Origin of the sequence: Rhizobium sp. BK196, assembly GCF_014193255.1 — a bacterium.
Taxonomy (GTDB): Bacteria; Pseudomonadota; Alphaproteobacteria; order Rhizobiales; family Rhizobiaceae; genus Rhizobium.
In genome coordinates this window covers 595,012-619,401 of record NZ_JACHZB010000001.1, presented here as the reverse complement: position 1 = coordinate 619,401, position 24,390 = coordinate 595,012, and the positions used below count along the sequence as shown (strand labels likewise).

Annotated in this window: 21 protein-coding genes and 1 tRNA gene; 15 read left to right on the top strand and 7 right to left on the bottom strand. The window is 60.9% G+C overall.

Translation table 11 applies throughout. The annotated features are described in order from the left end of the window. Positions 1–6: 6 nt before the first annotated feature. The 4 genes from FHT78_RS03320 to FHT78_RS03305 form a co-directional block, all read right to left on the bottom strand. Positions 7–582 (bottom strand): class I SAM-dependent methyltransferase, encoded by a 576-nt coding sequence (locus tag FHT78_RS03320; protein WP_183740472.1) that lies wholly within the window; start codon positions 580–582, stop codon positions 7–9. Beyond that, positions 579–956 (bottom strand): type II toxin-antitoxin system VapC family toxin, encoded by a 378-nt coding sequence (locus FHT78_RS03315; RefSeq protein WP_183740469.1) that lies wholly within the window; start codon positions 954–956, stop codon positions 579–581. The genes FHT78_RS03320 and FHT78_RS03315 overlap by 4 nt, the downstream gene beginning before the upstream one ends. After that, complete coding sequence (locus tag FHT78_RS03310; RefSeq protein WP_183740467.1) at positions 956–1,165, bottom strand: AbrB/MazE/SpoVT family DNA-binding domain-containing protein; 210 nt, start codon at positions 1,163–1,165, stop codon at positions 956–958. The genes FHT78_RS03315 and FHT78_RS03310 overlap by 1 nt, the downstream gene beginning before the upstream one ends. A gap of 179 nt (positions 1,166–1,344) precedes the next feature. After that, positions 1,345–2,442: a branched-chain amino acid aminotransferase gene (locus tag FHT78_RS03305; RefSeq protein WP_183740465.1), complete on the bottom strand. Its 1,098-nt coding sequence runs from the start codon at positions 2,440–2,442 to the stop codon at positions 1,345–1,347. Between the two features lie 309 nt (positions 2,443–2,751). Between FHT78_RS03305 and FHT78_RS03300 the strand changes: the two genes are divergently transcribed. Further along, complete coding sequence (locus tag FHT78_RS03300) at positions 2,752–3,969, top strand: PLP-dependent aminotransferase family protein (protein WP_183740463.1); 1,218 nt, start codon at positions 2,752–2,754, stop codon at positions 3,967–3,969. Positions 3,970–3,994: 25 nt separating this feature from the next. On the opposite strand, the gene FHT78_RS03295 is transcribed toward FHT78_RS03300, so the two are convergent. After that, entirely contained in the window at positions 3,995–5,038 is a 1,044-nt protein-coding gene (locus tag FHT78_RS03295; RefSeq protein ID WP_183740461.1) for a DUF2278 family protein, read from the bottom strand. Between the two features lie 91 nt (positions 5,039–5,129). After that, the gene (locus FHT78_RS03290) at positions 5,130–6,188 is read right to left on the bottom strand and encodes an aldo/keto reductase (RefSeq protein WP_183740458.1); all 1,059 of its coding nucleotides are present in this window, start codon (positions 6,186–6,188) and stop codon (positions 5,130–5,132) included. Between the two features lie 227 nt (positions 6,189–6,415). On the opposite strand from FHT78_RS03290, the gene FHT78_RS03285 reads away from it, so the two are divergent. The 8 genes from FHT78_RS03285 to FHT78_RS03250 all read left to right on the top strand — a co-directional run bounded on the left by FHT78_RS03285 (position 6,416) and on the right by FHT78_RS03250 (position 14,144). Further along, positions 6,416–7,393 (top strand): ABC transporter substrate-binding protein, encoded by a 978-nt coding sequence (locus FHT78_RS03285; protein ID WP_183740456.1) that lies wholly within the window; start codon positions 6,416–6,418, stop codon positions 7,391–7,393. Between the two features lie 7 nt (positions 7,394–7,400). Further along, positions 7,401–9,095 carry an iron ABC transporter permease gene (locus FHT78_RS03280; protein WP_183740454.1) on the top strand — a complete coding sequence of 565 codons (1,695 nt, stop codon included), beginning with the start codon at positions 7,401–7,403 and terminating at the stop codon, positions 9,093–9,095. Continuing rightward, on the top strand, positions 9,083–10,102 hold the full coding sequence (locus FHT78_RS03275; RefSeq protein WP_183740452.1) for an ABC transporter ATP-binding protein: 1,020 nt from the start codon (positions 9,083–9,085) through the stop codon (positions 10,100–10,102). Before FHT78_RS03280 ends, FHT78_RS03275 begins: the two co-directional genes overlap by 13 nt. Before the next feature lie 129 nt (positions 10,103–10,231). Continuing rightward, on the top strand, positions 10,232–11,341 hold the full coding sequence (locus tag FHT78_RS03270) for an endonuclease/exonuclease/phosphatase family protein (protein WP_183740450.1): 1,110 nt from the start codon (positions 10,232–10,234) through the stop codon (positions 11,339–11,341). Further along, positions 11,338–12,084 carry an NUDIX hydrolase gene (locus FHT78_RS03265; RefSeq protein WP_183740448.1) on the top strand — a complete coding sequence of 249 codons (747 nt, stop codon included), beginning with the start codon at positions 11,338–11,340 and terminating at the stop codon, positions 12,082–12,084. Before FHT78_RS03270 ends, FHT78_RS03265 begins: the two co-directional genes overlap by 4 nt. 63 nt (positions 12,085–12,147) lie before the next feature. Then, on the top strand, positions 12,148–13,059 hold the full coding sequence (locus tag FHT78_RS03260) for a PhzF family phenazine biosynthesis protein (RefSeq protein WP_183740446.1): 912 nt from the start codon (positions 12,148–12,150) through the stop codon (positions 13,057–13,059). 127 nt (positions 13,060–13,186) lie between these two features. Further along, positions 13,187–13,262 (top strand) — tRNA-Lys (locus FHT78_RS03255). Between the two features lie 264 nt (positions 13,263–13,526). Then, positions 13,527–14,144 (top strand): class I SAM-dependent methyltransferase, encoded by a 618-nt coding sequence (locus tag FHT78_RS03250; RefSeq protein WP_210289767.1) that lies wholly within the window; start codon positions 13,527–13,529, stop codon positions 14,142–14,144. A 13-nt stretch (positions 14,145–14,157) separates the two neighbouring features. Here the strand turns inward: FHT78_RS03250 and FHT78_RS03245 are convergent, their stop codons facing one another. After that, positions 14,158–14,847 carry an isoprenylcysteine carboxylmethyltransferase family protein gene (locus FHT78_RS03245; RefSeq protein WP_183740442.1) on the bottom strand — a complete coding sequence of 230 codons (690 nt, stop codon included), beginning with the start codon at positions 14,845–14,847 and terminating at the stop codon, positions 14,158–14,160. 356 nt (positions 14,848–15,203) lie between these two features. Between FHT78_RS03245 and FHT78_RS03240 the strand changes: the two genes are divergently transcribed. The 6 genes from FHT78_RS03240 to FHT78_RS03215 all read left to right on the top strand — a co-directional run bounded on the left by FHT78_RS03240 (position 15,204) and on the right by FHT78_RS03215 (position 24,385). Beyond that, on the top strand, positions 15,204–16,649 hold the full coding sequence (locus FHT78_RS03240; RefSeq protein WP_183740440.1) for an MFS transporter: 1,446 nt from the start codon (positions 15,204–15,206) through the stop codon (positions 16,647–16,649). A gap of 271 nt (positions 16,650–16,920) precedes the next feature. Next, complete coding sequence (locus FHT78_RS03235; protein ID WP_183740438.1) at positions 16,921–17,976, top strand: histidine kinase dimerization/phosphoacceptor domain -containing protein; 1,056 nt, start codon at positions 16,921–16,923, stop codon at positions 17,974–17,976. Positions 17,977–17,994: 18 nt separating this feature from the next. Beyond that, positions 17,995–18,552 (top strand): DUF924 family protein, encoded by a 558-nt coding sequence (locus FHT78_RS03230; protein ID WP_183740437.1) that lies wholly within the window; start codon positions 17,995–17,997, stop codon positions 18,550–18,552. 90 nt (positions 18,553–18,642) lie between these two features. Next, entirely contained in the window at positions 18,643–21,261 is a 2,619-nt protein-coding gene (locus tag FHT78_RS03225; protein ID WP_183740435.1) for a mechanosensitive ion channel family protein, read from the top strand. Between the two features lie 100 nt (positions 21,262–21,361). Next, positions 21,362–21,637 carry a hypothetical protein gene (locus FHT78_RS03220; protein ID WP_183740433.1) on the top strand — a complete coding sequence of 92 codons (276 nt, stop codon included), beginning with the start codon at positions 21,362–21,364 and terminating at the stop codon, positions 21,635–21,637. Positions 21,638–21,871: 234 nt separating this feature from the next. Next, a complete protein-coding gene (locus FHT78_RS03215; RefSeq protein WP_183740432.1) occupies positions 21,872–24,385 on the top strand; it encodes an FAD-dependent oxidoreductase in 2,514 nt (837 codons plus the stop codon). Positions 24,386–24,390 lie beyond the last annotated feature (5 nt).

Below are 24,390 nucleotides of genomic sequence, written 5' to 3'. Positions count from 1 at the left end.
GTCTCTTCACTTGAGAGTGCTGAGGTACAGCCAGCTCGTCGGTTTGTTATCATAACCGCCGCCATCCGCTTCGTTGATCACGACCCCTTTCCAGCCGCCGGCAACAAGCAATTCCCGAAGCCATTCCTTCGATGGGTAATTGTAGTAGCGCCCGAAGCCATCATGGCCTTCGGCGCTGCCGGCCTTGAAGCTCGCATGGAAGACACCGTTTTCCTTCAAGGCGTTGCGGATAAGGGTAAGGATGCTGGGGAGATCGGCACGGGGCACATGCAGAAGGCTCGCCTCGGCCCAGACGCCGTCGAATTCCTCGCGGGCAGCAAGCTCCTCGAAGCGCATGACCTTCACCGGGCTGCCGATCAGTTTCTCGGCCTGTCGGGCAAGCTCTGCTGAGCCATCTGTGGGCAACACGTCGAAGCCTCTTGCGAGCATGTAGGCGCAGTCCTGCCCGCCACCGCAGCCGAGTTCGAGGATGCGTGCCTGTTTGGGGAGGGCGGCTAGGAATGCATCGAGCCTTGTCGTCGGTGGTTTGCGATCGCGGGTGGCGTAGGTCTCGGCGTTGTTGTCGTAGAAAGAGGTTGTCATGACTTCTTCTCGATATAAACGACGCGGTCCAAGTCCTTGAAATGGGCGTCGAGGGTTAGAACGTCGGCATCGTGCAGTTCGGCGGTGGCGTAGATTATGGCATCGGCAAGGGCGAGCTTCCGCTTCGCCGAGACTTCCGCGGCGCGGCGGGCTAGTGCCGTGTCGAGGGGTGCTATGATGCAGGTACCGGTATAGGCGAAGAAGGAATCGGCGGCATCCTCACCACGTTCGCGCTCGAGCCATTTGGCGAGCTCGAGCTGGACGATGGTGGGGACGATGCATTCTGACCGCGCAGGCATTTCGCCTTGCAGGCGATCTGCGGCAGGACCTTGGGTCAGCCATTCGATCCAAGCCGAACTGTCGACGACGCGCATCAGAGGCGGTCTTTCCTGTCGCGGTAATTGCTGGGGTCCGCACCTTTGGCCATGCCCCTGAGATCGGCGAGTTCAGGGACAGGGATCAGAAGGACGCCTTTGCCCTTCGGGATGAAGATGAACTCCTGACCTGCGGACCAGTGCTGCTGTTCGCGCACTTCCTTGGGAATGGAGATCTGGAACTTTGCGGAGAGGGTCGCGGTTGCCATTCTTACCTTTCCTCTATCGATCTGCAAAAGGTAAGAATTCAACTGGCGGCAGTCAATGACGAACCGTATTCAGATACAAAAAAACCGGGCGTGATGCCCGGTTTCGAATTTGTCGCTTTGCCCTGTGTAAAACGTGCCTGTCAGGACTGCCAAGGCGGTCCCGACACTCGGAGTTCAGATCACAGAACGCGGCGCGTCCAGCCGCGCTCGTCGTTGGTGACGCCCTTCTGCAGGCTGACGAGCTGCTGGCGCAGGTCTGTGGTGAGCTTGCCGGTCTGGCCGTCGCCGACCTTGAACTCGCCGCCGGCGTGGCGAACGAGGCCGATGCCGGCGAGCACCGCGGCGGTGCCGCAGGCGAAGGCTTCGACAAGCTTGCCGCTCGCCGCATCCGCCTGCCATTCCTCGAAGGAGTAGGGGCGTTCTTCGACGCGCAGGCCCTTTTCCTTGGCGAGCACGATGACCGAGGCGCGGGTGATGCCGGGCAGGATCGTGCCGCCGAGCGGCGGGGTGACGACCGATCCGTCATTCATCACGAAGAAGACGTTCATGCCGCCGAGTTCTTCGACCCAGCGATGCTCTGCGGCGTCAAGGAAGACGACCTGATCGCATTCCTTCTTCGCAGCTTCTGCTTGCGCCACGAGGCTGGCCGCATAATTGCCGCCGCATTTTGCAGCACCCGTGCCGCCGGCTGCTGCGCGGGTATAGGTGGTTTCGACCCAGAGCGAGACGGCCTTCGCGCCGCCCTTGAAATAGGCTCCAACAGGGGAGGCGATGATGCAGAAGATATACTCCTGCGCGGGGCGAACGCCGAGGAAGGCCTCGTTGGCGAACATGAAGGGGCGAAGGTAGAGGCTGGCGTCGCCGGAGGGGATCCAGTTCTTGTCGACGCGGACGAGTTCTTCGACCGCCTTCAGGAAAAGTTCTTCCGGCACGGCCGGCATTGCCATGCGGGCCGCCGACTGCGCGAAACGGCGGGCGTTTTCTTCGGGCCGGAAGAGCAGGATGCGGCCATCGTCCGCCTTGTAGGCTTTCATGCCTTCGAAGATTTCCTGGGCGTAGTGCAACACGGCACTAGCAGGATCGAGTTCCAGCGGGCGGCGCGGCGTCACCTTCGCATCGTGCCAGCCCTTGTCGGCGGTCCATCGTGCCAGGACCATGTGATCCGTGAAGATCTTGCCGAAGCCGGGTATTTCCAGTGCCTTGATGCGATCGGCGTCGGAGACGGGAGATTTGTGGAATTCGATTGTGATTTCAGGAGAGGTCGACGTCGCGGTCATGCTGGCACCTTGATAGTCCATTGAATAATGGCCGGCACACTAATGCCGCCGGGCCGGTTTTGGAAAGGTCTGAATCGGCCGGTTTCTGCTTTTGATCAAAGGAATAATCGTCATGGGGCGAAGGTTCACGCACGAGGCGGGCCATTCGATTCGATTGCGTGGAATCTCGAATGGCAGCCCAATCGGTACGAAGGCTTGGAATGGAACATCTCCAAACTTGTCACAGTGACAAGAAAATAGGTCAGCATTATTGACATAAATTCCACTGCATGGTGAGCTGCTGATATTATAAAAATATGAGGAAACCCCATGCTGAACTGGGACAATATGTTTGCGACGCGCTCCACGAGGATGCGCGCTTCGGAAATCCGCGAGCTTCTGAAACTTCTCGACCGGCCGGATATTATCTCCTTTGCCGGTGGCATTCCCGACCCGGCGCTGTTTCCAGACAAGGAATTCAAGCAGGCCTACGCGGATATTTTTGACAGCGCGGCCGTTAATTCAGCGCTGCAATATTCCGTTTCCGAAGGCTACAAGCCGCTGCGCGAATGGCTGGTCAAACAGATGGCGGGTCTCGGCATTCCCTGCGGGCTCGACAATGTCTTCATCGTTTCCGGTTCGCAGCAGGGCCTCGATTATCTCGGCAAGCTGTTTCTTTCGCCAAACGATACGGCGCTCGTCACCTGGCCGACCTATCTCGGCGCGCTGCAGGCCTTCAATGCCTATGAGCCCTCCTACGATCAACTGACGCCGGGCGGCAACCGCACGCCGGATTCCTATCGCGAAGCTGCGACGCAGAAGGGCGGCAAGGTGAAATTCGCCTATCTCTCGGCCGATTTTTCCAACCCGACCGGCGAGACCGTCGACCGCGATGGCCGCGAGAAAGTTCTCGATCTTGCCGAAGAGCTCGACATCGCCGTCATCGAAGATGCCGCCTATCAGTCGCTGCGGTATGATGGGGATCCAATCCCGCCGATCCTGGCGCTGGAAATTGCGCGGAAGGGCCATATCAACGATACGCGCACCATCTATTGCGGCAGCTTCTCCAAGACGCTTGCACCGGGCCTTCGTGTCGGCTTCATCGTCGCCAATGCGCCCGTTATCCGCAAGCTGGTGCTGATGAAGCAGGCGGCCGACCTGCATTCTTCGAGCATCAACCAGATGGCGATTTCGGAAGTTGCCGAGCGCGGTTTCGATGCGCAGGTCGCCAAGATCAGGGCGGCCTACAGCCATCGCCGCAACTGCATGCTGGCCGCCCTTGAAAAGTATATGCCTGCGGGCACGAGCTGGACGAAGCCGGAAGGCGGCATGTTCATCTGGGTCACACTGCCCAAGGGCATGGATGGTGCCGAGCTGCTCGCCAAGTCTCTCGAAAGCGCCAAGGTCGCCTTCGTTCCGGGCAAGGCCTTCTTTGCCGATGGTTCGGGCGCCAACACGTTCCGTGTCAGCTTCTCCTGCGCCAACGAGCAGATGATCGAAGAGGGCATCAGCCGTCTCGGCAAGCTCATCGCCAGCGAGATTGGCTGATACTGACTATTGGTCTGAGCGGCGATCAGAAGATCGTCGTCCAGCCTTCGTTGGCGGTTTCGCTCTTGCCGTAACCGACCCGATCAGCAATTGCCCCATCGGCATCGATGAGGATGATATCGCCGCCCTTGTTGGCAAGCTGCGGGCCGCCATTCTCAGGATCGAGCGTGATGGTGCGGAATTCGCCCGAGGCGAGCGAGCCCGTCAATTTCTGCCGCCGGCCTTCGCCGTCTTCCAGCGACCAGCCTTCGATCGACATTGCAACATCCGAGCGATTGATGAGTGTCACCGTCTCGTCCTCGGTGCCGTCAGGGCGGTTCATCGGATTGATCATGGCGGCGACGATGCGCAGTGACGAGGCGACGATCGGCTGCGGGCGGCGGGTGCCTTCGCCGCGGCCCTGGCCGCCTCTGTTGTCGCCGACCGGATGGCCGGTGTTGGCGTCGGTATTCCAGTTTTGCGACTGAAAGCCGAGGAAGATCGCCGCCCAGTGGTCTTCATCCGAGAAATGAATGAGCAGTGCGCCATCCTGATTGGGCGCGTTGGTGGCGCGGAAGCTGCCGCTGTCGCCCTGGTTCATATGGATATCGTGGATGCCGTTGCCGGGCTCGAACCCGAAATATTCGTCCGGCTTGTTGTTCTCCGGCCCCCAGGCTTCGCCGAAGGCGTAGAAATGGATGCTCTTGTCGGCAATGCCTTCCTGCACGATGGGTTCAATGAAATCGCGCAGGTCGTTCTTCGGTCCGTCGATCTGGAAGGGGGCGACATCCATGTCCTCACGCTCGATCATGCCGCCGCGGACGTAGTCGATCGCCAGGTCCTTTCGCTCGCCGCGGATATCCGTCAGGCCCATCGGCAGGGCGGCAAGTTCAGCCGTCAGCTCCGCATGTTGGAAATTCATGACATTGGCGTAAAGCAAGTCGTGCGGCGATTCCTTCGAGCGCACGTTCATGGCGATGCGGTAGCTGACGCCACCGGCCTCGATGCGGATTTCGATATGCGGATCGTTGTCGTCGTCAAGGGCGAGCGCCGAAGCCGTACCCTTCAGCACCTTGTAATTCCGGAGCATGGCGAACCTCGTGGTGGGCAGGGTTCACGATAGCATGGCGGAAATGCATCTTTTGTGACGCTGATTTTCCGCCATGCAACGCTTTGGAATCTTACTTCTTCACATGCGGGGCGAAGAGTTCCATGTCGGCTTCGCTGAGCCTGTCGTTTGCCGTATTCAGCTGATGCCAGTAGGGGTAGATGACCGGCGGCACGCTGACGTCGTCGAGGCGCTTGCGCTCCTCATTTGAGAGCTTCAGGTCTGCGGCGGCGAGGTTGTCCTTGAATTGGGCCTCGGTACGGCCACCGATGATGACAGAGGTGACCGCCTTGCGGCCGATTAGCCAGGCGAGTGCCACCTGAGCAGCCGAAACACCGCGTTCCTGACCGATCGCCACGAGCGTCTCGACGATGTTCCAGAGGCGGTTTTCGTCGCGGATCGGCGGTTCGGTCCAGCCGGCGAACTGCCGGGTGCCCTCCGGCGCGGCGGCATTGCGGCGATGCTTGCCGGAGAGAAGGCCGCCGGCGAGCGGGCTCCAGACGAGCACGCCGAGGCCCTGATCGATCGAGATCGGCAGCAGTTCGTATTCGGCGTCGCGGGCTTCCAGCGTGTAGTGGATCTGCTGGCTGACGAAGCGCTGGTACTTGTGCTCGTTGGCGATGCCGAGCGCCTTCATGATGTGCCAGCCGGAATAGTTCGAGCAGCCGATATAACGCACCTTGCCCTGCCTGATCAGAGTGTCCAGCGCTTCCATCGTCTCTTCGAGCGGCGTCTGGCCATCCCATTCATGGACCTGATAGAGGTCGATAACGTCGGTCTTCATGCGCTTGAGGCTCGCCTCGCATTCGCGGATCAGGTGGTAGCGCGACAGGCCGCTGTCGTTCGGGCCGTTGCCCATGCCGAAGCGGGCCTTGGTGGCGAGCAGCACTCCATCAGGGCGCTTGCCGCCGAGCACTTCGCCGATGATGTGCTCGGATTCGCCGGAAGAATAGACGTTGGCCGTATCGATCAGGTTGACGCCGGCATCGAGGCAGATATCGACCATGCGGCGGGCCTCCTGGACGCCGAGATCGCCGACCATCTTTGCCCAGCCGACGCCGCCGAAGGTCATCGTGCCCATGGTCACGGTGGAAACTTTAAGGCCGGAACGGCCGAGCAAACGATATTCCATTGAAATTCCTCCTCCTGAAAATGGCCTGATTGACGTACCGCAGCAAATCTCGCCGTCAAACGGCAGAACGTTCACGCCTGCGTGAATTTACGCCTTCGTTCGCTACCGCGCGAGGATAATCAGCCGACCAATTTCGGCAAAGGAGCCATGCCGGCATTGCGACGCCCTGTCACATCGCTGTAAAAGACCCCCAATAAGGAGGGGCATCACCATCGAGGATACCTTCCATGAAAGCTCTTGTTTCTGTCGCCGCACTTCTGGCCGCGGGCCTTTTCGCTATCCCGGCTTCCGCTGCCAATCTCGTTCTCTACACCAGCCAGCCGAACGAAGATGCGCAGGCGACCGTCGACGGCTTCATGGCTGCGAACCCCGATATCAAGGTCGACTGGGTGCGGGACGGCACGCCGAAGATCATGGCGAAGCTGCAGGCTGAGATCCAGGCCGGCAACCCGGTTGCCGACGTTCTCCTGATCGCCGATGTCGTGACGCTCGAGCGCCTGAAGGAAGACGGCAAGCTGCTCGCCTACAAGTCACCGGAAGCAGCCCAATACGACGCCGCGCTCTACGACGCCGATGGCTACTACTATTCCACCAAGCTGATCACCACCGGCATCATGTACAACACGTCGGCTGCCATGAAGCCGACGAGCTGGAAGGATCTGACGAAGGCGGAAGCCAAGGGCCTCGTCACCATGCCGAGCCCGCTCGCTTCAGGTGCTGCGCTGATCCACGCACAGACGCTGGCTGCCGTTCCCGGCCTCGGTTGGGATTTCTACAAGTCGCTCGCCGATAATGGGGCGGTTGCCTCCGGCGGCAATGGCGTCGTGCTGAAGTCCGTCGCCTCGGGCGAAAAGGCTTACGGGGTGGTCGTCGATTACCTGCCGATCCGCGAAAAGGCCAAGGGTGCTCCGGTCGAGTTCGTCTTCCCGAGCGAAGGCGTTTCGGCGGTGACCGAGCCGGTCGGCATTCTCGCCAGTGCCAAGAATGCCGATGCCGCCAAGAAGTTCGTCGATTACGTTCTCTCGGAAAAGGGCCAGGAAGGTTTCCTCAAGCTCGGCTATATCCCGGCTCGTAACGGCATGAAGCTGCCCGCAGGCTTCCCGGCACGCGATACGATTAAGGTTCTGCCCATCAAGGCCGCCGAAGCGCTGAAGAATACCGACAAGGACCTGAAGACCTTTACGGATCTCTTCGGTTCGAAATAATAGACCCATGCAGGGTTATGTACGTGCAGGGAGCAGCCAGCCCGTCTGGCTGTTTCCTTTTATTATTTCGGTGGTTCTCTTCCTCAGCGTGCTGCCCCTGGCGCGACTCGCGATCGTCGGCATTTCCGCCTTTGCCAACGGCGGCGTCATGGTGGTTCTGTCGGACCCGATGGTCTGGTCGGCGGTCTATTACACCATTGTCACGGCCGTTCTCGGCACGCTCATCTCGCTCGCCATCGGCTGCGCCTTCGCCTATCTGCTGACGCTGACGGATATTCCGGCCAAGGGGCCTCTCAGTTTCTTCTTCGTGCTGCCGATGATGATCCCGCCGCAAGTCACCGCCCTTGCCTGGGTGCAGATGTCGGGGCCGTCCAGCCCGCTTCTGAAGGCGCTGCATATCGCCCCGCCGATGGGATCGCCGCAGCCGCTCTATTCAGTCGGCGGCATTGCGCTGCTCTATGGTGTGCAGCATGCGCCGCTCGTCTATCTGGCGCTGAGGGCAGGGCTGATGACCCTTCCGCGCGACGGGGTTGAGGCGGCGCGGCTCTCGGGGGCTTCGAGCCTGCGTGTCTTCCGCGATATCATCCTGCCGCTGTCGCTGCCGGGCGTCGTTGCGGGGGCGGCGATCTCCTTCGTTTCCTGCACCGGCAATTTCGGCATTCCGGCCATTCTCGGCATTCCGGCCTCGATCTTCACGCTGCCGACGCTGATCTTCTCGAAATTCACCGCCTTTACCGGCCGCACTTTCGGCGATGTGGCGCTGCTGTCGGCCATCATCGCGCTGATTTCGGTCGCGGGTCTGGCGATCCAGGACCGGGCGCTGCGCGGGCGCGACTATCGCGTCATCGGGCTTTCGGGTGCCACGGCCGCCTTCGAGCTTGGCACATGGAAGCTCGTGTTCGCACCGCTGCTCTGGATCGTGCTGTTCTTCATGCTGGCCGCGCCCTTCTTCGCGCTGGTCGCGGGGGCTCTGGTGCCGGCCTATGGCGTGCCACTCACCTTCAAGACGATGACGTTCCATGCCTTCGAGGAAATCCTCTTCCGGCAGGCGGTGACACGCACGGCCTTCGTCAATTCGCTGTCGCTCGCAAGCGGAGCGGCGGTCGGCCTGCTCTTCGTGACGGTGCTTGCGGCTTATGCGCTGACGCGGCGGAAGGATACGCTGTCCCGCATTGTCTCCAGCCTTGTCGAAATTCCCTATTCGCTGCCGGGGATCGTCATGGCGGTGTGCTTCATTCTCGTCTTCGCCGCACCGATTCCGGTGCTGAACGTGACGCTCTATGGCACGGTTTGGATCATTCTCATCGCTTATTTCTCCTCCTTCTTCGCCGTCAGCCTAAAGCCCGTGGTCAGTGCTTTTCACCAGCTTGACCCGGCGCTGGAGGAGGCAGCAAGGCTGTCCGGCGCCGGCTTCCTCCGGCGGCTGAAAGATATCATCGTGCCGCTGATTGCGCCGGCGGCCGGTGCCTCGGTCATCCTCGTCTTCCTGATTGCCTGCAACGAGTTGACGATTTCGGCGCTGCTCTGGTCGGCGGGCACGCAGACGCTCGGCGTTGCCATCTACAATCTCGATGACAGCGGCAGTTCGGATCTTGCTTCGGCTCTCTCCGTGCTCGTCGTCTTCATGGTCGTCGCCATGATGCTGCTTCTGGAGCTTCTGGCGAAACATCTGCCCAAGGGAGTGGTGCCGTGGCGAAGCTGATCCTCAATCAGGTGGCCAAGGATTTCGGCACCGGCAGGGCAGCCGTCAGCGGCTTTTCGCTGGATGTTCGCGAGGGCGGTTTTCTGGCTCTGCTCGGCCCCTCCGGCTGCGGCAAGACCACGGTGCTGCGGATGATTGCCGGCTTCGAGACGCCGAGCGACGGTTCCATCCACCTCGGCGAGCGGCTCCTCGCCGACGCCTCGCAATCACTGCCGCCGGAAAAGCGCAATATGGCGATGGTCTTCCAGTCATACGCGCTCTGGCCACATATGAGTGTCGCCGATAATGTCGGATATCCGCTGAAGGTACGCGGCATCTCCGGTGAGACCTACAAGGCGAAAGTACGCGAGGCGCTATCGACCGTGCGCCTCGTCGATTATGCCGAGCGGCGGCCGGCCGATCTCTCGGGCGGCCAGCGGCAGCGCGTGGCGCTGGCCCGCTGCCTGGTGACATCGCCCGATGTCGTGCTGCTCGACGAGCCGCTCGCCAACCTCGACCGGCATCTCAAGCAGGAGATGGAGGAGACGTTCCGCGAATTTCACCAGCGCTCGGGCGCCACGATGATCTATGTGACGCATGACCAGAGCGAGGCGATGGCACTGGCGACCGACATCGCCGTCATGTCCGAAGGACGGCTGCTGCAGGTGGCACCGCCGGCGGAGATCTATGCGCGGCCGGAAGGACGCATGGTCGGCGGGCTGATCGGCCGCGGCGCGATCGTCACGCTGCCTGTCATGGGGAGTGAGCGCCAGCTTGAATGGGACGAGCTGGAGGGCGCGCTATATGCCGCCAATATCGACGGCGCCGATATTCTGGTGCGGCCGGAAGATGTGATCATCGGCGGCGAGGGCGCGCCGGCAACCGTCGAATCCGTGCTCTTCGAGGGTGAGCGTTATGCCGTGAAGTTAATGCTCGGCAACGGCCAGGCGTTGCGCGCCTACAGCCGCGTGGCTGTTGTCCCTAATGAGGCAGTGCATGTCGTCATACGCGCCGGCTGGCGGCTCTGACGGACAAACGGCTTTTCGAAGCGCGTATTCGACTTTAACTGTTTTCAAGCGATTCCGGACGCAAAAACCGCTGCATACTTTTGCTGAAATTGCTCTAGTAATTGGCATCGATCCAACCGGGAATGCCTGATGTCGCTTCGCCTTGCCACGTTCAATGTCGAGAACCTGCTGACCCGTTTCGATTTCACGGGCTATCGCAACCAGCTTCGGCAGGACCGCGTCATCAAGCTCTTCGAGGTCAATAACGAGGGCGTCTACCAGCAGCTCGAGCAGGCACGGGTGATCGCCTCGACCGATGATACCAGACAGATGACGGCGCTCGCCATTGCAGATGCGGATGCCGATATTCTCTGCCTGCAGGAAATCGACAGTATGGCCGCCCTTCAGGCCTTCGAATATGGCTATCTCTACCGCATGGTCGGCAACGGCTACCGGCAGAAATACCTGGTCGAAGGCAATGACAGCCGCGGCATCGATGTCGCCGTGTTGATGCGCGAGGAAACGCGCGACGGCCAAAAGATCGAACTGAAGGACATCAAGAGCCATGCGATGGTGACCTATCGCGATTTCGCTCTCTTCGACGAGGAGATCGGCAAGACCAACCGGCTCGACGACAAGATCTTCAAGCGCGACTGCCTGGAACTGGATTTGAGGATCGGCGGGGTGCCGCTGACGCTCTACGTCGTGCATTTCAAGTCGATGGGCAACCCGCGCGACGGGCTGGACGGGCGGCAATCGACCCTGCCGATCCGCCGGGCGGAGGCGCGCGCCGTTCGCCGCATCATCGAAAACCGATTCGGCGCCGGGCATACGGCGAAAAAGAACTTCGTCATCTGCGGCGACATGAACGACTATCAGGAGCGGGTCGATGTTATCGGCCGTCGAGGCACCGGCTACCGGTTCGAGCATCAGGACGAAGCAGAGAGCGCGCTCGATGTCTTCAGCCAGGACGGATTTGCCGAAAATGTCGTGCGCCGCCGCGAGCCGCTCGACCGCTGGACGCTCTATCATGCGCGCGGGCCGGAGGAGCAGTGGCTCTGCCAGCTCGACTATCTCTGGCTGTCACCCGCACTTGCTGCCGCCAATGCCAAGCGCATCCCCGAAATCATCCGCCACGGACAACCCTATCGCACCGTCTTCCCGCCGGGGCAAGAGGTGGAGCGTTACCCGCGCACCGGCTGGGACAGGCCGAAGGCATCCGACCACTGCCCAGTCGTCATGACCTTGGATCTTTTATGACCGCGAGCTTTTCAACGGAATTTTCAGAAGATCTTTCAGCTTTTCCCCCGGAGCGGACGGTATTTTCGATTGCAGGAACCGACTTGCGCGTGCTGGACGGCGATCATCCCTTCCTTGTCGCCAACCGATCGGTGATCCGCGAGAACTGGGAGCGCGAAATTGCCGCCAACCCTGCGCTTTTCGATGGTCGCATGGTGCTGCAACACCGGCTGAGGCTCTCCGAGGCGGGGATTGCAGGCGAAGCCTATATCGTTCCTTTCTCGGCTTTCATGTGGTGGCGCAGGCAGCCGGAGCGGAAGGGCGCCATTCATCTCTTTGCCTATCCGGTGCTGGAATCCTCGGATGGTGCGCTGGTCGCGATTCGCATGGGGGCGCACACGGCCAATCCCGGTCAGGTCTATTTCGCAGCCGGTTCGCTCGAGCCGGAAGATGTGGTAGGCGGGCGCTGCGATATCGACAGCAACATGCGTCGCGAGGTGATGGAGGAAACGGGGCTGGATCTTGCTGACGCCATTGCGGGCGAGGGTCTTCATGCCGGCCACGTGCGCGGTTCGGTGTCGCTCTTCAAGTTGTTCCGCTTCGATATGACGGCCGATGAAATGGTCGATTTCATCGGCGCCCACATGCTGGTGGCCGACGACAAGGAAATTGCCGGGGCGGTTGCCATTCGCTCTGCCGATCCGGCCGCGCAGCCTTACAACGTCGCCATGCTGGCGATCATCGACTGGTATTTTAGCAGGTAAGCTTGCACTTGGCTTTTCTGTCGGGCAGGTTGGCGGCTCGATGACCGATTCAGGGAGGCCGATGTGGCGTTGAGCTACAGCATCTATGACGTGTTCACCGACACCAAGCTTGCCGGCAATCCGCTGGCCGTGATCTTTGACGGCGATGGGCTCGATGACGAGGCGATGCAGGCGATTGCCCGCGAAACCAACCTCTCCGAGACGGTTTTCGTGCAGCCCGCTGCCAACCCCGCCTATACCGCGCGTATCCGCATCTTCACACCCGGCCGTGAACTCCCCTTTGCAGGCCATCCGACGGTCGGTACGGCGATTGCGCTGGCGGAGAAGGCGCACGGGTCTGCAAGGCTCGATCTCGTTTCGGTCCTCGAAGAAAATGTCGGGCCGGTGCGTTGTGCCGTCCGGCTGCGCGAAGGCGAGGCGAGCTTTGCCGAATTCGACCTGCCACGCAAATCCCAACAGATATCGCTGCCGCTCGACAAGCTTGGCATTGCCGACGCGCTATCGCTGAAGACCACAGAGATCGGCTTCGAGAATCACGTGCCGTCGATCTGGAGCGCCGGCGTTCCCTTCCTGATGGTGCCGGTCCACGACGTCGGCGCGGCAGAGCGTCTGGAGTTCGACCCGCAGCTCTGGGAAAAGACGGTGCCCTTCGTGGATGGCGCGCTTGCTTCGGCCTATATCTACTGTCGCGGCGGCGTAAACCATGTCGCCAAGTTCCATGCCCGCATGTTTGCAAGCGGCATGGGCATTTCAGAAGACCCGGCCACCGGCTCGGCAGCCGCCGCCCTCTCGGGCGCGATCAACCATTTCGACCGGCTGACGGATGGGCACTACCCGATCCTCATCGAGCAGGGCGTGGAAATGGGCCGCCCGTCCTTCATCCACCTGCATATGGATATCGAAGGCGGAGCCATCTCGAATGCCCGGATCGGCGGTCAGGCGGTGCGGATTGCGACCGGCACGCTCGACCTTTGATTTCATTGGATTTCCAGTACCTGACAAAAAAACTTCGTAATTAACCAAAGAATTTTCGGCAGGGCGCTAGACAAGCCGGACGATCCTATTTATATGCCCCGTCACGCCGCGCAGCCAAGCACGGTACGGGTGATTAGCTCAGTTGGTAGAGCAGCTGACTCTTAATCAGCGGGTCGTAGGTTCGAGCCCTACATCACCCACCAAATTCTCCTTTGAAGAGAACGAAATCCAGAGTAAGGCCTTTGATATCAAAGGCTTGCTGGCTTTTTCTGCTTTTTTGATTCCGCCGCCTCCATTTGCGGGAATCAGCGCTTTCCACCTTCCAAACATTCTGCACTTGCCCGAAGACGCCCCCGGTATTTAACTCGCTGGAGCGAAGTCCTTGCTGCGGCATCTACCGTCGCAAGCCTATCCCTGGAGGAATGGCAATGAGCGATGACAAACAGAACAATATCGGCGAATATCGGCTGGATCAGAAGGTGCTCACCGTGCTCGGTGCCTATCACCAGCGGATCGAGGAGGAGCGCGGAGCACCACGCCAGGAGGCGCCGGGAGGCCGCGATGGCGGGCAGGATCAGCGGATGCGGGCGGTTGGCCCGGAGACGGGGCGATTTCTCAATATTCTTGTCAGAAGTCTGACGGCGCCGACCATTCTCGAGCTTGGCACCTCCTTCGGCTATTCCGGCATCTGGCTCGCTGAAGCTGCACGTGCGACCGGCGGGCGGCTGATCACCATGGAAGTGCATGGCTATAAATCCGCCCATGCACAGACGATGGCCGAGAGGGCCGGTCTTGCTGAACATATCGATTTCCGGGTGGGCGACGCGGTCGCGATGATCCGCGAATTGCGGGGCAAAGTGGATTTCGTGCTCGTCGATCTCTGGAAGGATCTTTACCTGCCATGCCTCGATGCCTTCTATCCGAAGCTCAATGCGGGCGCGATCATCGTTGCCGACAACATGATTTATCCTGTGACTGAAGACGTGAAGGTCTATGCGGGGGCCATCCGCGCTAAGCCGGGGATCACGAGCGTGCTGCTGCCGATCGGATCGGGGCTGGAGGTAAGCCGGTACGAGCCGGTTTGAATCTCAAGGGGATTCACCAAATGCCGGGAAACAGCCGGTATTGCACGTTGCGGCAGTAATCCTCGTAGCCGGGTAGGTCCTGGCGCAGATGGTGCTCCTCGTCGAGCAGGCGCAGGATTAGGCCGATGAAAATCAGCGGCACGATGACGAGGCCCCACCAAGAATTGAGGGCAAGTGGGATGCCTGATGCCAGCGGCAGGACGGCGGCATACATGGGGTGCCGCACGAGGGCGTAGGGGCCTGTGGAGATGACTTTCTGGTCCTCGGACACCTGGATGGTGGCCGAGGCGAAGGTATTTTCCCTGAGGACGAAGACGACGAACAGGAATCCTGTCGAGATCAGCAGATTGCCGAAAATGATTGCCCATACTGGAACGGTCGACCAGCCGAAGCGGTAATCGAGTGCTGAAACCACGATGAGGGCGATCATCACAGCGCCGGTGAAGAGCTGGATGCGCTTTTGAACGGGTTCCGTTTCTGCGGCCGGGCCGGCGCGCATGCGCTTTTCCAGAAGTGCCGGGTCTCGATAATAGAAATAGGCCGATGAGCCGGCCGACCAGGCGGCGAAATTGGCAAGGAACAGCCAGCCCTGCCAATAGGCGAGTGTGCCCTTCGTCAGGAAAACCATGACGGCGAGGGCCACCAGAAACTTGGCGTTGGCTTCAACGGCCCTGCGGCCGAGATCGGGTGCTCCATTTTCCATGACGTCTCCCCGTGGGCGTGCTCCCGCAATCCGCTCTGCGGCTTTGCCTTTAGAATCTGCAAAGCAGACACATGATATCAAACCATCATCATCGGCACAGGTTTCGATCTTCGGGCAGGGTGCTCTGCCTTGTGTGCCTTCAGGCGATTGGTCATGCTTCCTTGCGGGGAATCGAGACGGCTGTTGGCCGCTGACATCGATTGTTGCGGAACATGTGACAGAAATTTCGGCCTTGGCGGCATCTGACCTTTCCGATCGGGGATAAGGAGCGTATCCAGGCTGGATATTCCTCCGCGCGACATGGCTGTCGGTCTTCCGTCTTTTCCCGCGCACCCGAAATTCGCATTGGCAGATCGATGACTGCAGTTCAGACGCGTGAGAACACAGATGCGGCGGCAAGTTTCCGCCAGGCGAAGATCGTAGCGCTCGTCGTTGCCGTTTCCTTCTTCATGCAGATCCTCGATGGGACGATCGTGACCACCTCGCTGCCGCAGATGGCGACGAGCTTCGGTGTGCAGCCGGTCGCCATGAGCATCGGCATCACCGTCTATATGCTGACGATGTCGGCCTTCATTCCGCTTTCCGGCTGGCTCGGCGACCGGTTTGGGGCGCGGCGCGTCTTTCTCGTGTCGATTGCGGTCTTCACTGTGGCATCGCTGTTCTGCGGCCTGTCGGGAAGCCTCACCGAATTCGTCATTGCCCGTGCGGTACAGGGTGCGGGCAGCGCGCTGATGACGCCGGTCGGGCGCATCATCGTGCTCAAGAACGCCCGCAAGTCCGAACTGGTGCGGGCGATTGCGCTGATTACCTGGCCGGCGCTGACCGCACCCGTAGTGGGCCCGGTGCTTGGCAGCTTCATCACTACCTTTGCCAGCTGGCACTGGAACTTTCTGATCAATATCCCGATCGGCCTGATCGGCATCGCGCTGGTGCTGCGCTTCGTGCCGGAACAGCGCGAGGAAAGGGTCGGGCCGCTCGATATCAAGGGTTTTTTCCTCAGTGCGGCGGGGCTGACCCTGCTGCTTGCGGCACTTGAACTGTCAGTCAAAGCACAGAGCGGCTTTGTACCCCTCGTCGTGCTGCTTGCGGCCGGCATCGTGCTTTCCGTCATGGCGACGCGGCACTTCCTGCGGGTTACCAATCCGCTGCTCGATCTTTCCGCCTTCAAGGTGCAGACCTTCTCGATGACGACCCTTTCGGCGGGCACGGCCTGCCGTGTGGCGATCAATGCGACGCCCTTCCTGCTGCCGCTGCTCTTTCAGCTCGGCTTCGGCCTGAGCTCGATTGCCGCCGGCACCTATCTCCTGATTTATTTCCTCGGCAATCTCGGCATGAAGGTGGTGACGACGCCGCTGCTGCGGTTCTTCGGCTTCCGCAACGTGCTCTTCTTCAACGGCGTCATCGCTGCCGGCTCGATCGTCGCCTGCGGCTTCCTGACACCTGATACCCCCGAGGTCGTCATCTCGGCGCTGCTCCTCATTGCCGGGCTTTCCCGCTCGATGGAATTTACGGCCCTCAACACGCTGTCCTTTGCCGATATCGGCCCGGCGCAGAGAAGTTCGGCCTCGACGCTGTCGAGCATGCTGCAGCAGATTTCCATGCTGCTTGGTGTTGCTGTTGCGGCCGCCGTGCTCAACATTTCCGCGGGCTTTCGGGGGGCTGCGGACCCTGCTCTTGGTGACTTCCGCTGGGCTTTCTTCGTGGTCGGCATGATCGGATTTTTGTCCTGCCTGCGCTTCCTGCGGCTTTCAGCCGATGCGGGTGCTGAAGTTTCCCACCACCGCCGCTTTCAAAAAAGCTGAATTATCGTCGGAACTATTTGCCTTCCCCTGCGTTAAGCGGCTGGTTTTCAGTATCTGTGTTCGCAATTTTTAGAGGGGCTTCCGGCCGCAGCCGGCAGAGGTCGACATTCTCGATGGCATTCTCCTTCGATCCGCCAGGCATCAGGCGTCACATCATACCAAAGGACAGGTGCTGTTTACGCACGCCTGCCGATGCAATACCACAGTCTCGTGCAGAAAGACTCGGCGGCCTCACAGCCGGTATTGCTGCGGGAAAATGCCCGGAGGCGGAATGAGCGAGTCCAGCGGCGATACGGGTGAAGCAATCCGTATCCTCTATATCGATGACGACGAAGAACTTGCGCTGCTGATGCAGAAGAACCTAGGCCGTCGCGGTTTTACGCTCGAATGGGCAAGTGACGGAGCGACCGGCCTTGCGCTGCTTGCCGAGGGCGGTATCGATGCGGTTGTTCTGGATCATTTCCTGAAGGCCGAAACCGGGCTCGATATCCTGCCGCGCATCGTGGCGATTCCCGATCATCCGCCCGTTATCTACGCCACCGGTTCCGGCGATACGAGCATTGCGGTCGCAGCCCTGAAGGCCGGCGCAGACGATTATGTTCTAAAGGGCGTTTCGCCCGATTATTTCGATCTTCTGGCCGCTGCCCTCGAACAGGGGCTGGAGCGGGCGCGCTTCCGCCGCGATACGGCGCAGGCACAGGAGGTGATCCGCCAGCAACGCGATCATGCGGAAATGCTGCTTGCCGAAGTCAATCACCGCATCGCCAACAGCCTCGGCCTTGTCGGTGCGCTGATCCGGATGCAATCGTCCATGACCAGCGATCAGGTGGCGATCGATGCGCTGCAGGAAACGCAGATGCGCATCAATGCGATCGCCAGCGTCCACCGTCGCCTCTACACCAACCGACAGGTCGGCACGGTGCAGGTGGATGAGTATCTGAGCAGCCTTCTGACCGAGCTCGAAGCCTCGATGCGCGACGAGAAACGGCCGCATCGCGTGGTGCTGACTTCCCAGCCGGTCAATCTGGCGACCGACAAGGTGATCACGCTCGGCCTGATCGTCAGCGAACTCGTCACCAACGCCTTCAAATATGCCTATCAGGACGGCAGCCCCGGCGAAATCAATGTTATCGTCGAGCAGGACACCGACCGGCTGAGGGTCACCGTGGAAGATGCCGGCCAGGGTTTTGATCCCTCGGGTCCGGCGAAGGGAACGGGTCTCGGCACGAAGATATTGAACGCCATGGCCGGCAGTCTGAAAGCCGAGCTCGTCTACGACCGGCAGCACAGCGGCACGCGGGCCATACTCGCTTTTGCCGTCAACTGAGGCGGCCGGGGAGGGATCATGAACACGGATATCATCTGCGCACCCGGCGAAGTCTATGATTTCTGGTTCGTCCGCTGCAGCCGCGAGCAATGGTTCAATTCGACCGCCGAACTGGACGAGGAAATCCGGGCGCGGTTTCGCGCAACCCACCTGTCGCTTGCCCGCAGCGTCACCGAGGAGTGGCGCTCCAGCCCCGAGAATATGCTTGCCGCCGTGATCGTGCTCGACCAGTTTCCGCGCAACATTTATCGGGGGACACCGCTTGCCTTTTCGACCGACGGACTGGCCCTGCGCGAGGCGAAGATGGCGCTCGCCGCCGGCGCCGACCAGGCCGTCGAGAGTATCCGGCGGGCGTTCTTTTACATGCCGTTCGAGCATGCGGAAGATCTCGTCGAGCAGGATCGCTCGGTGGTGCTTTTTACCGCGCTCGGCGACGAGGAGTTCCGTGACTATGCGGTTCGGCACCGCGATGTGATCGCGACCTATGGGCGTTTTCCGCACCGCAACGCCATTGTCGGGCGGCAGTCGAGCGACGCCGAACTGGCGTATCTGGCGCTTCCAGGCTCCGGTTTCTGAACTGTTACCTGAAAATTCCGCCTTTCTGTCGCCTTTCTTTCCTATAAGAAGCAGTCAACACCTGATGAGACGAATCCACGCGGGGACATCTTGCGCTTGACACACTGGCTGCTTCGCACCGTTCTCCTGCTGTCGCTGGCTGTTGCCGGCCTGCATCTCGATGGAGAGGCGGCCGTCGCACAGGCCCCGCAGACTCCGGCCGGGGCCCAGACGCAGGCGGCGCCTTCTCAACCTTCTCAAACTCAGCCAGTCCCGGCGCAAACGACGCCGGCCGAGCCGCCGCTTGCAAACAGCGCGCTCGATCAGGCGCTGAAGGATATCGACAAGGCCAAGAGCCAGCTTGCCTCGCTGCAGGATCGCGTCAAGCAGAATGCCGATAATGATGACGCTCTGGTCGAGCTTGCCGGCCAAGCGGATGAACTCGGCCGCGGCGTTATCGCCACCTCCGTCAGCCTGCGCCCACGTTTCGACCAGATCAAGAGCCGCCTTGCCGAACTCGGCGAACCGCCGAAGGACGGGCAGCCGCCGGAAGCGCAGATCGTTACCGAAGAGCGCAATGCACTGACATCGGAGCGCTCGCAGATCAATGCCGTGACGGGTGACGCGGAGAACCTGTCGATCGCAATCACCAAGCTTTCCAACGTGATCACGGCGACGCGCCGCCAGCTCTTCACTGCGACGCTGTTCCGGCGCACCGAAATCTCCCTCTCCGTTTTCGACGATGCGAGCAGCGCCTTCGTTCGGGAAGCGAGTGAGTTTTCCCAGACGTTTTCGAGCTGGATCACCTTCGTCTGGAAGTTCAAGAGCCTGTCGCTCTTTGCGGCAATCTTCCTGTCGCTCGCGACGGCCCTGATCCTGCTTTCCGGCGGCTACCGGCTTTTCGGCCAGTATCTGCGGCGCAACGTCAATATCGAAGAACCGTCCTATATCAGCCGCCTTTCCTTCGCCTTCTGGTCGACGCTGATCCGCACGGCTTCGCTCGATGCGCTGCTGGTGACGTCGCTGATCTTCCTCGATGGCTTCAACGTGTTGCGGAGCGATATCACGCCTGTCATCGGCGCGCTCTTCGGCTCTATCGGCCTGGTTTATTTCGTCGGCCGCTTCGTCAACGCGGTCTTTGCCCCGAATGATCCGTCCTGGCGGCTGGTGCGCCTTTCCAATCTCGGCGCACGCTCGGTCGGCTACTGCCTGATCGCCATGGCCGTCGTCAACGCGCTCGACTATCTCTTCGGCGCCATCGGCGAGGCAATGGGATCGCCGCTGGTCCTGACCGTCGTGCGCAGCCTGCTTGCGGCGCTGATCATCGGTATCATCCTGATTGCCGTGTCATTCGGAAAGCCGATGCTGGCGAAGAATGGCGATCCCGATGCGCCGGGCCGTCACTGGCCGCGCGGCATGGCGATCCTGCTGCGGGTCTTCGGTGCGGGCCTCATCCTTGCGGCACTCTCGGGTTACGTGGGCCTGGCGCGCTTCGTCGCCACCCAGCTCATCATCACCAGTGCCATCGTGGTGACCACTTATATCGGCCTGCTGCTCGGCAAGGCGGTGTCGCGGCAGGACAATTTCGCCGATACATTCCTCGGGCGTTTCCTGGAAACCCGTTTCAAACTCGGGCCTGTCGCGATCGATCAGGTGGGGCTGGTGGTCGGCCTGCTGATCTATGCGGTGGCACTGTTGACCGGTATTCCGCTGATCCTGCTGCTCTGGGGCTTCCATGTGCAGGACCTGCAGTTGCTTGCCTACCGGCTGTTCACCGAGGTGCGGCTCGGCGGCATCAACATTTCGCTGCTCGGTATCTTCACCGGCATCCTGCTCTTTGCCGGCGGCTATCTCGCGACGCGCTGGGTTCAGAAGTGGCTGGACAGCAATGTCATGGCGCGCAGCCATGTCGATCTCGGCGTGCGCAATTCGGTCAAGACGGGCATCGGTTATCTCGGCGTCGGCGTGGCCGCCATCTTCGGCATCTCGGCGGCGGGCATTGATCTTTCCAACCTTGCGCTCGTCGCCTCGGCGCTGTCGGTCGGTATCGGTTTCGGCCTGCAGAACATCGTGTCGAATTTCGTCTCCGGCCTGATCCTGCTCGTCGAACGCCCCTTCAAGGTGGGCGACCATGTCGTTTCGGGAACGGCCGAAGGCATCGTCAAGCGCATCTCGGTGCGCGCGACCGAGATCGAGACCTTCCGCAAGCAGTCGATCATCGTGCCGAATTCGGAGCTTATCAACGGGCTCGTCGGCAACTGGACACATCGCAACAAGCTCGGACGTTCGGAAATTCCGGTCTCTGTCAGCTATGAGGCCGATCCGCGCAAGGTGATGGATATTCTGCTGGAGCTGACGGCGGCCGTGCCGCTCATCCTGCGCAATCCGGAACCGCATGTCGAGTTCCTGCGCTTCGGGCCTTACTCGCTCGATTTCGAACTGCGCTTCTTCCTGGCCGACATGGGCGACGGCCTGACAGTGCGCAACAATCTGAGGATCGAGATCCTCAGGCGCTTCAAGGCGGAGGGCATCGAGATCCCGCTGCCGCAGAGCGATCTGACCATTCACCGGCAGGCGAATGCGGATGCGGAGAAGGTGCTTGTCCAAAAGCCTGATGAGCCCGAGGAGGCGACGGCCGAAGACGAGGGCAAGGAAATAGAAGCGGTTGAAGACGAGCGGCCGGTGCGCCAATTGCGCGGCAAGACGGCAGACGGCAAGCTCAAAGGCTGAACGGGTCATTCAGCGCTCATTCACGGGTCTTGCGCTATAACCTCTGCAATCGATCGCGGCTGGTGCCGCGACGAGCGCTCCAGGGGAGGGCGTACAGTCCATGTCGCATACCGTGACACGATCCGCAGTCGCATTTCTTCTTCTCCTTTCCGCGGCACCTCTGGCGCTGGCCGCCTCCGTCACCAATAAGGATGACGCAGCCGTGGTGCTGACTGTCACCGAAGGCGGCAACCGCGTGGAGGTCGTTGTCGATGCCGGCGCATCCGAACGCGTCTGCCCTTCCGGCTGCTTCATGACGACGCCTGATGGCGACCATATAGGGCTTTCCGGCGACGAGACGATCGAGATCGTCAAGGGTTCCGCCGTCGTCAAGTGACGGCGGCTTCGGCCCGGCCACTCCAGATTTTTATGAATTTTTGAGCCTGGCGGTTTTGACGCTTGTCTATTTGCGCCCCGTCGCGGCAAGCTTTTCCCATGTCGTAAACAGGCCTCTCATGACGCAGGCGTCGCTGCATAGTTCGCGACAATGGTTCGTCCGGCTTGAGCCGCCGGATATTGGGAGTTCATCCGGTAGGGACTGCCGGATGTCAGATAAAGAGGGTATTTCTCCATGAAGTCACATGCGCGGGCAGTGGTTATCGGCGGCGGCGTGGTCGGTGTTTCGACGCTCTATCACCTTGCGAAAAAGGGATGGGGCGACAGTGTGCTCATCGAGCGCAAGGAGCTGACGTCGGGTTCGACCTGGCACGCGGCGGGCCTGCTGCCGCTCTTCAACATGAGCTACTCGGTCGGCCAGATCCACAAATACTCCGTCCGCTTCTACCAGGAACTGCAAAAGGAAACCGGCATGAATGTCGGTTTCAGCCAGGTCTCCAACATCCGTCTCGCCCGCACCAGGGATCGCTGGGACGAATTCATGTACTATGCCGGCATCGCCGAGACGATCGGCGTGAAGGTCAATATCCTCACCCCGGAGCAGGTGAAGGAGATCTGGCCGCTCTGTGAAACCGACGGGCTGCTCGGCGCCATCCAGCATCCTGATGACGGCTATATCCAGCCGGCTGATCTCACGCAGGCGCTTGCCAAGGGTGCCCGCGATAACGGCGCCACGATCTACCGTAACACCACGGTCACGGCCATCGAGCAGCAGGCGGACGGGCTTTGGAAGGTGACGACCGACAAGGGCGAGATCACCGCCGAGCACGTGATCTCCTGCACCGGCAACTTCGCCCGCAAGACCGGCGAGATGGTCGGCATCAATATCCCGGTCATTCCGGTCGAGCATCAGTATATCGTCACTGAGCCGCATCCCGATATCCTGGCCCGCAAGGCACAGGGCCTGCCGGAAATGGGCGTGCTGCGTGAAGCCGACAGCGCCTGGTACATGCGCGAGGAAAATGGCGGGCTGCTGCTTGGCCCCTATGAGCAGGGCGCGCCGGTCTGTTACGTCAACGGTCCCTCCGACGACAGCGAGTACGAGCTGTTCCAGGAAGAGCTCGACCGGTTGATGCCGCATATCGAAACGGCGATCGCCCGCGTGCCGGCCTTCGGCGAAGTCGGCATCAAGAAAGTTTACAACGGCGCCATCGCCTATACGCCCGACGGCAACCCGATCGTCGGCCCCGCACCGGGCCTCAAGAATTTCTGGCTGAACGAAGGCCATTCCTTCGGCATCACGGCCGCCGGCGGCGCCGGCTGGCAGCTTGCCGAATGGATCGTCGACGGCGAGCCGACCGTCGACATGATGGGTGTCGATCCGCGCCGCTTCGGCCCCTATGCCAAGGAAGGCTACCTCATCGCCAAGAACGAGGAGGCCTATGCCAACGTCTTCACCATGCACTATCCGGACGAGGAGCGCGCTGCCGCCCGCCCGCTGAAGACGACGCCTGTCTATGACCGCCTGAAGAAGCTCGGCGCCGTCTTCGGCTCCGTCTACGGCTGGGAGCGCGCCAACTGGTTTGCGCCCGAAGGTTACGATCTGCCGAAGGACCAAATCGGCGTCGGCGCGGACGTGCTGACCAACCACAATCATTCGGATCCGACCGAAGACGGCCGCATTCTGGAGAGATGGTCGTTCCGCCGCTCGAACTATTTCGAGCATGTCGGCAATGAGGTCATGAACGTTCACAAGAACGTCGGCGTGCTGGATATGTCGGCCTTCGCCAAGGCACTTGTGACCGGCCCCGGCGCGCGGGAATGGCTGGAATCGATCTTTGCCAATGCGATCCCGAAGAAGCGCGGGCGCATCGCTCTCTGCCACATGCTGACCAAGGAAGGCGGCGTGCGCTCGGAATTCACCGTCTATGAAAGCGCGCCCGGCACGTTCTACCTCGTCTCGGCCGGCGCTTACGAGGCGCATGACCACGACTATATGCGCAAGCTCCTGCCGTCAGACGGCAGCGTAAAGTTCACACCGATCACCCAGGCCTATGGCGTGCTGGTGCTTGCAGGTCCGAGGTCGCGCGATGTCCTGAAGAAGCTGACGCATACCAGCCTCGACAACAAGGATTTCCCGTGGCTTTCGGGCAAGGAGATCTCGGTCGGTGCTGCCAACGCCCATGCGCTGCGCGTCAATTTCGTCGGCGAGCTCGGCTGGGAGCTGCATCATCCGATCGAGATGCAGAACTACATCTTCGACAAGCTGATGGAAGCCGGCGCCGAATTCGGTATCAAGCCGTTCGGCATCCGCGCCATGCTCTCCATGTCGGTCGAAAAGTCCTACCGACTGATTCCGCGCGAAATGTCGATCGAGTATAACGCCTACGAATCCGGCCTCGACCGCTTCATCAAGCCGGAGAAGGAATTCCTCGGCCGCGAGGGCCTGCTTTCCTACAAGGAAAAGGGCCTGAAGTGGAACTTCGCCACGCTCGTCGTTGAGACCGGCAACGATGTCGATGCGCGCGGCTCCGAGGCGATCTACAACGAGGCGGGCGAGCTCGTCGGCCGCGCCACCAACGGCACATTCGGTTTCCGCATCAACCGTTCGCTGGCGCTTGCCATGCTGCGGCCCGATTATGCCAAGGAAGGCACGAAGCTGAAGATCAAGATCCTCGGCACCACCTATAATGCAACCGTCGTTGGCGAGAGCCCGTTCGACACGGAGAATGCCTCGCTCCGTGCCTGAGCGTC

What these genes read in the sequence shown, in the direction of transcription:
- FHT78_RS03320 (WP_183740472.1), bottom strand. Translation starts at nt 582, where the DNA reads ATGACAACCTCTTTCTACGACAACAACGCCGAGACCTACGCCACCCGC.
- FHT78_RS03315 (WP_183740469.1), bottom strand. Translation starts at nt 956, where the DNA reads ATGCGCGTCGTCGACAGTTCGGCTTGGATCGAATGGCTGACCCAAGGT.
- FHT78_RS03310 (WP_183740467.1), bottom strand. Translation starts at nt 1,165, where the DNA reads ATGGCAACCGCGACCCTCTCCGCAAAGTTCCAGATCTCCATTCCCAAG.
- FHT78_RS03305 (WP_183740465.1), bottom strand. Translation starts at nt 2,442, where the DNA reads ATGACCGCGACGTCGACCTCTCCTGAAATCACAATCGAATTCCACAAA.
- FHT78_RS03300 (WP_183740463.1), top strand. Translation starts at nt 2,752, where the DNA reads ATGCTGAACTGGGACAATATGTTTGCGACGCGCTCCACGAGGATGCGC.
- FHT78_RS03295 (WP_183740461.1), bottom strand. Translation starts at nt 5,038, where the DNA reads ATGCTCCGGAATTACAAGGTGCTGAAGGGTACGGCTTCGGCGCTCGCC.
- FHT78_RS03290 (WP_183740458.1), bottom strand. Translation starts at nt 6,188, where the DNA reads ATGGAATATCGTTTGCTCGGCCGTTCCGGCCTTAAAGTTTCCACCGTG.
- FHT78_RS03285 (WP_183740456.1), top strand. Translation starts at nt 6,416, where the DNA reads ATGAAAGCTCTTGTTTCTGTCGCCGCACTTCTGGCCGCGGGCCTTTTC.
- FHT78_RS03280 (WP_183740454.1), top strand. Translation starts at nt 7,401, where the DNA reads ATGCAGGGTTATGTACGTGCAGGGAGCAGCCAGCCCGTCTGGCTGTTT.
- FHT78_RS03270 (WP_183740450.1), top strand. Translation starts at nt 10,232, where the DNA reads ATGTCGCTTCGCCTTGCCACGTTCAATGTCGAGAACCTGCTGACCCGT.
- FHT78_RS03265 (WP_183740448.1), top strand. Translation starts at nt 11,338, where the DNA reads ATGACCGCGAGCTTTTCAACGGAATTTTCAGAAGATCTTTCAGCTTTT.
- FHT78_RS03245 (WP_183740442.1), bottom strand. Translation starts at nt 14,847, where the DNA reads ATGGAAAATGGAGCACCCGATCTCGGCCGCAGGGCCGTTGAAGCCAAC.
- FHT78_RS03240 (WP_183740440.1), top strand. Translation starts at nt 15,204, where the DNA reads ATGACTGCAGTTCAGACGCGTGAGAACACAGATGCGGCGGCAAGTTTC.
- FHT78_RS03235 (WP_183740438.1), top strand. Translation starts at nt 16,921, where the DNA reads ATGAGCGAGTCCAGCGGCGATACGGGTGAAGCAATCCGTATCCTCTAT.
- FHT78_RS03230 (WP_183740437.1), top strand. Translation starts at nt 17,995, where the DNA reads ATGAACACGGATATCATCTGCGCACCCGGCGAAGTCTATGATTTCTGG.
- FHT78_RS03220 (WP_183740433.1), top strand. Translation starts at nt 21,362, where the DNA reads ATGTCGCATACCGTGACACGATCCGCAGTCGCATTTCTTCTTCTCCTT.
- FHT78_RS03215 (WP_183740432.1), top strand. Translation starts at nt 21,872, where the DNA reads ATGAAGTCACATGCGCGGGCAGTGGTTATCGGCGGCGGCGTGGTCGGT.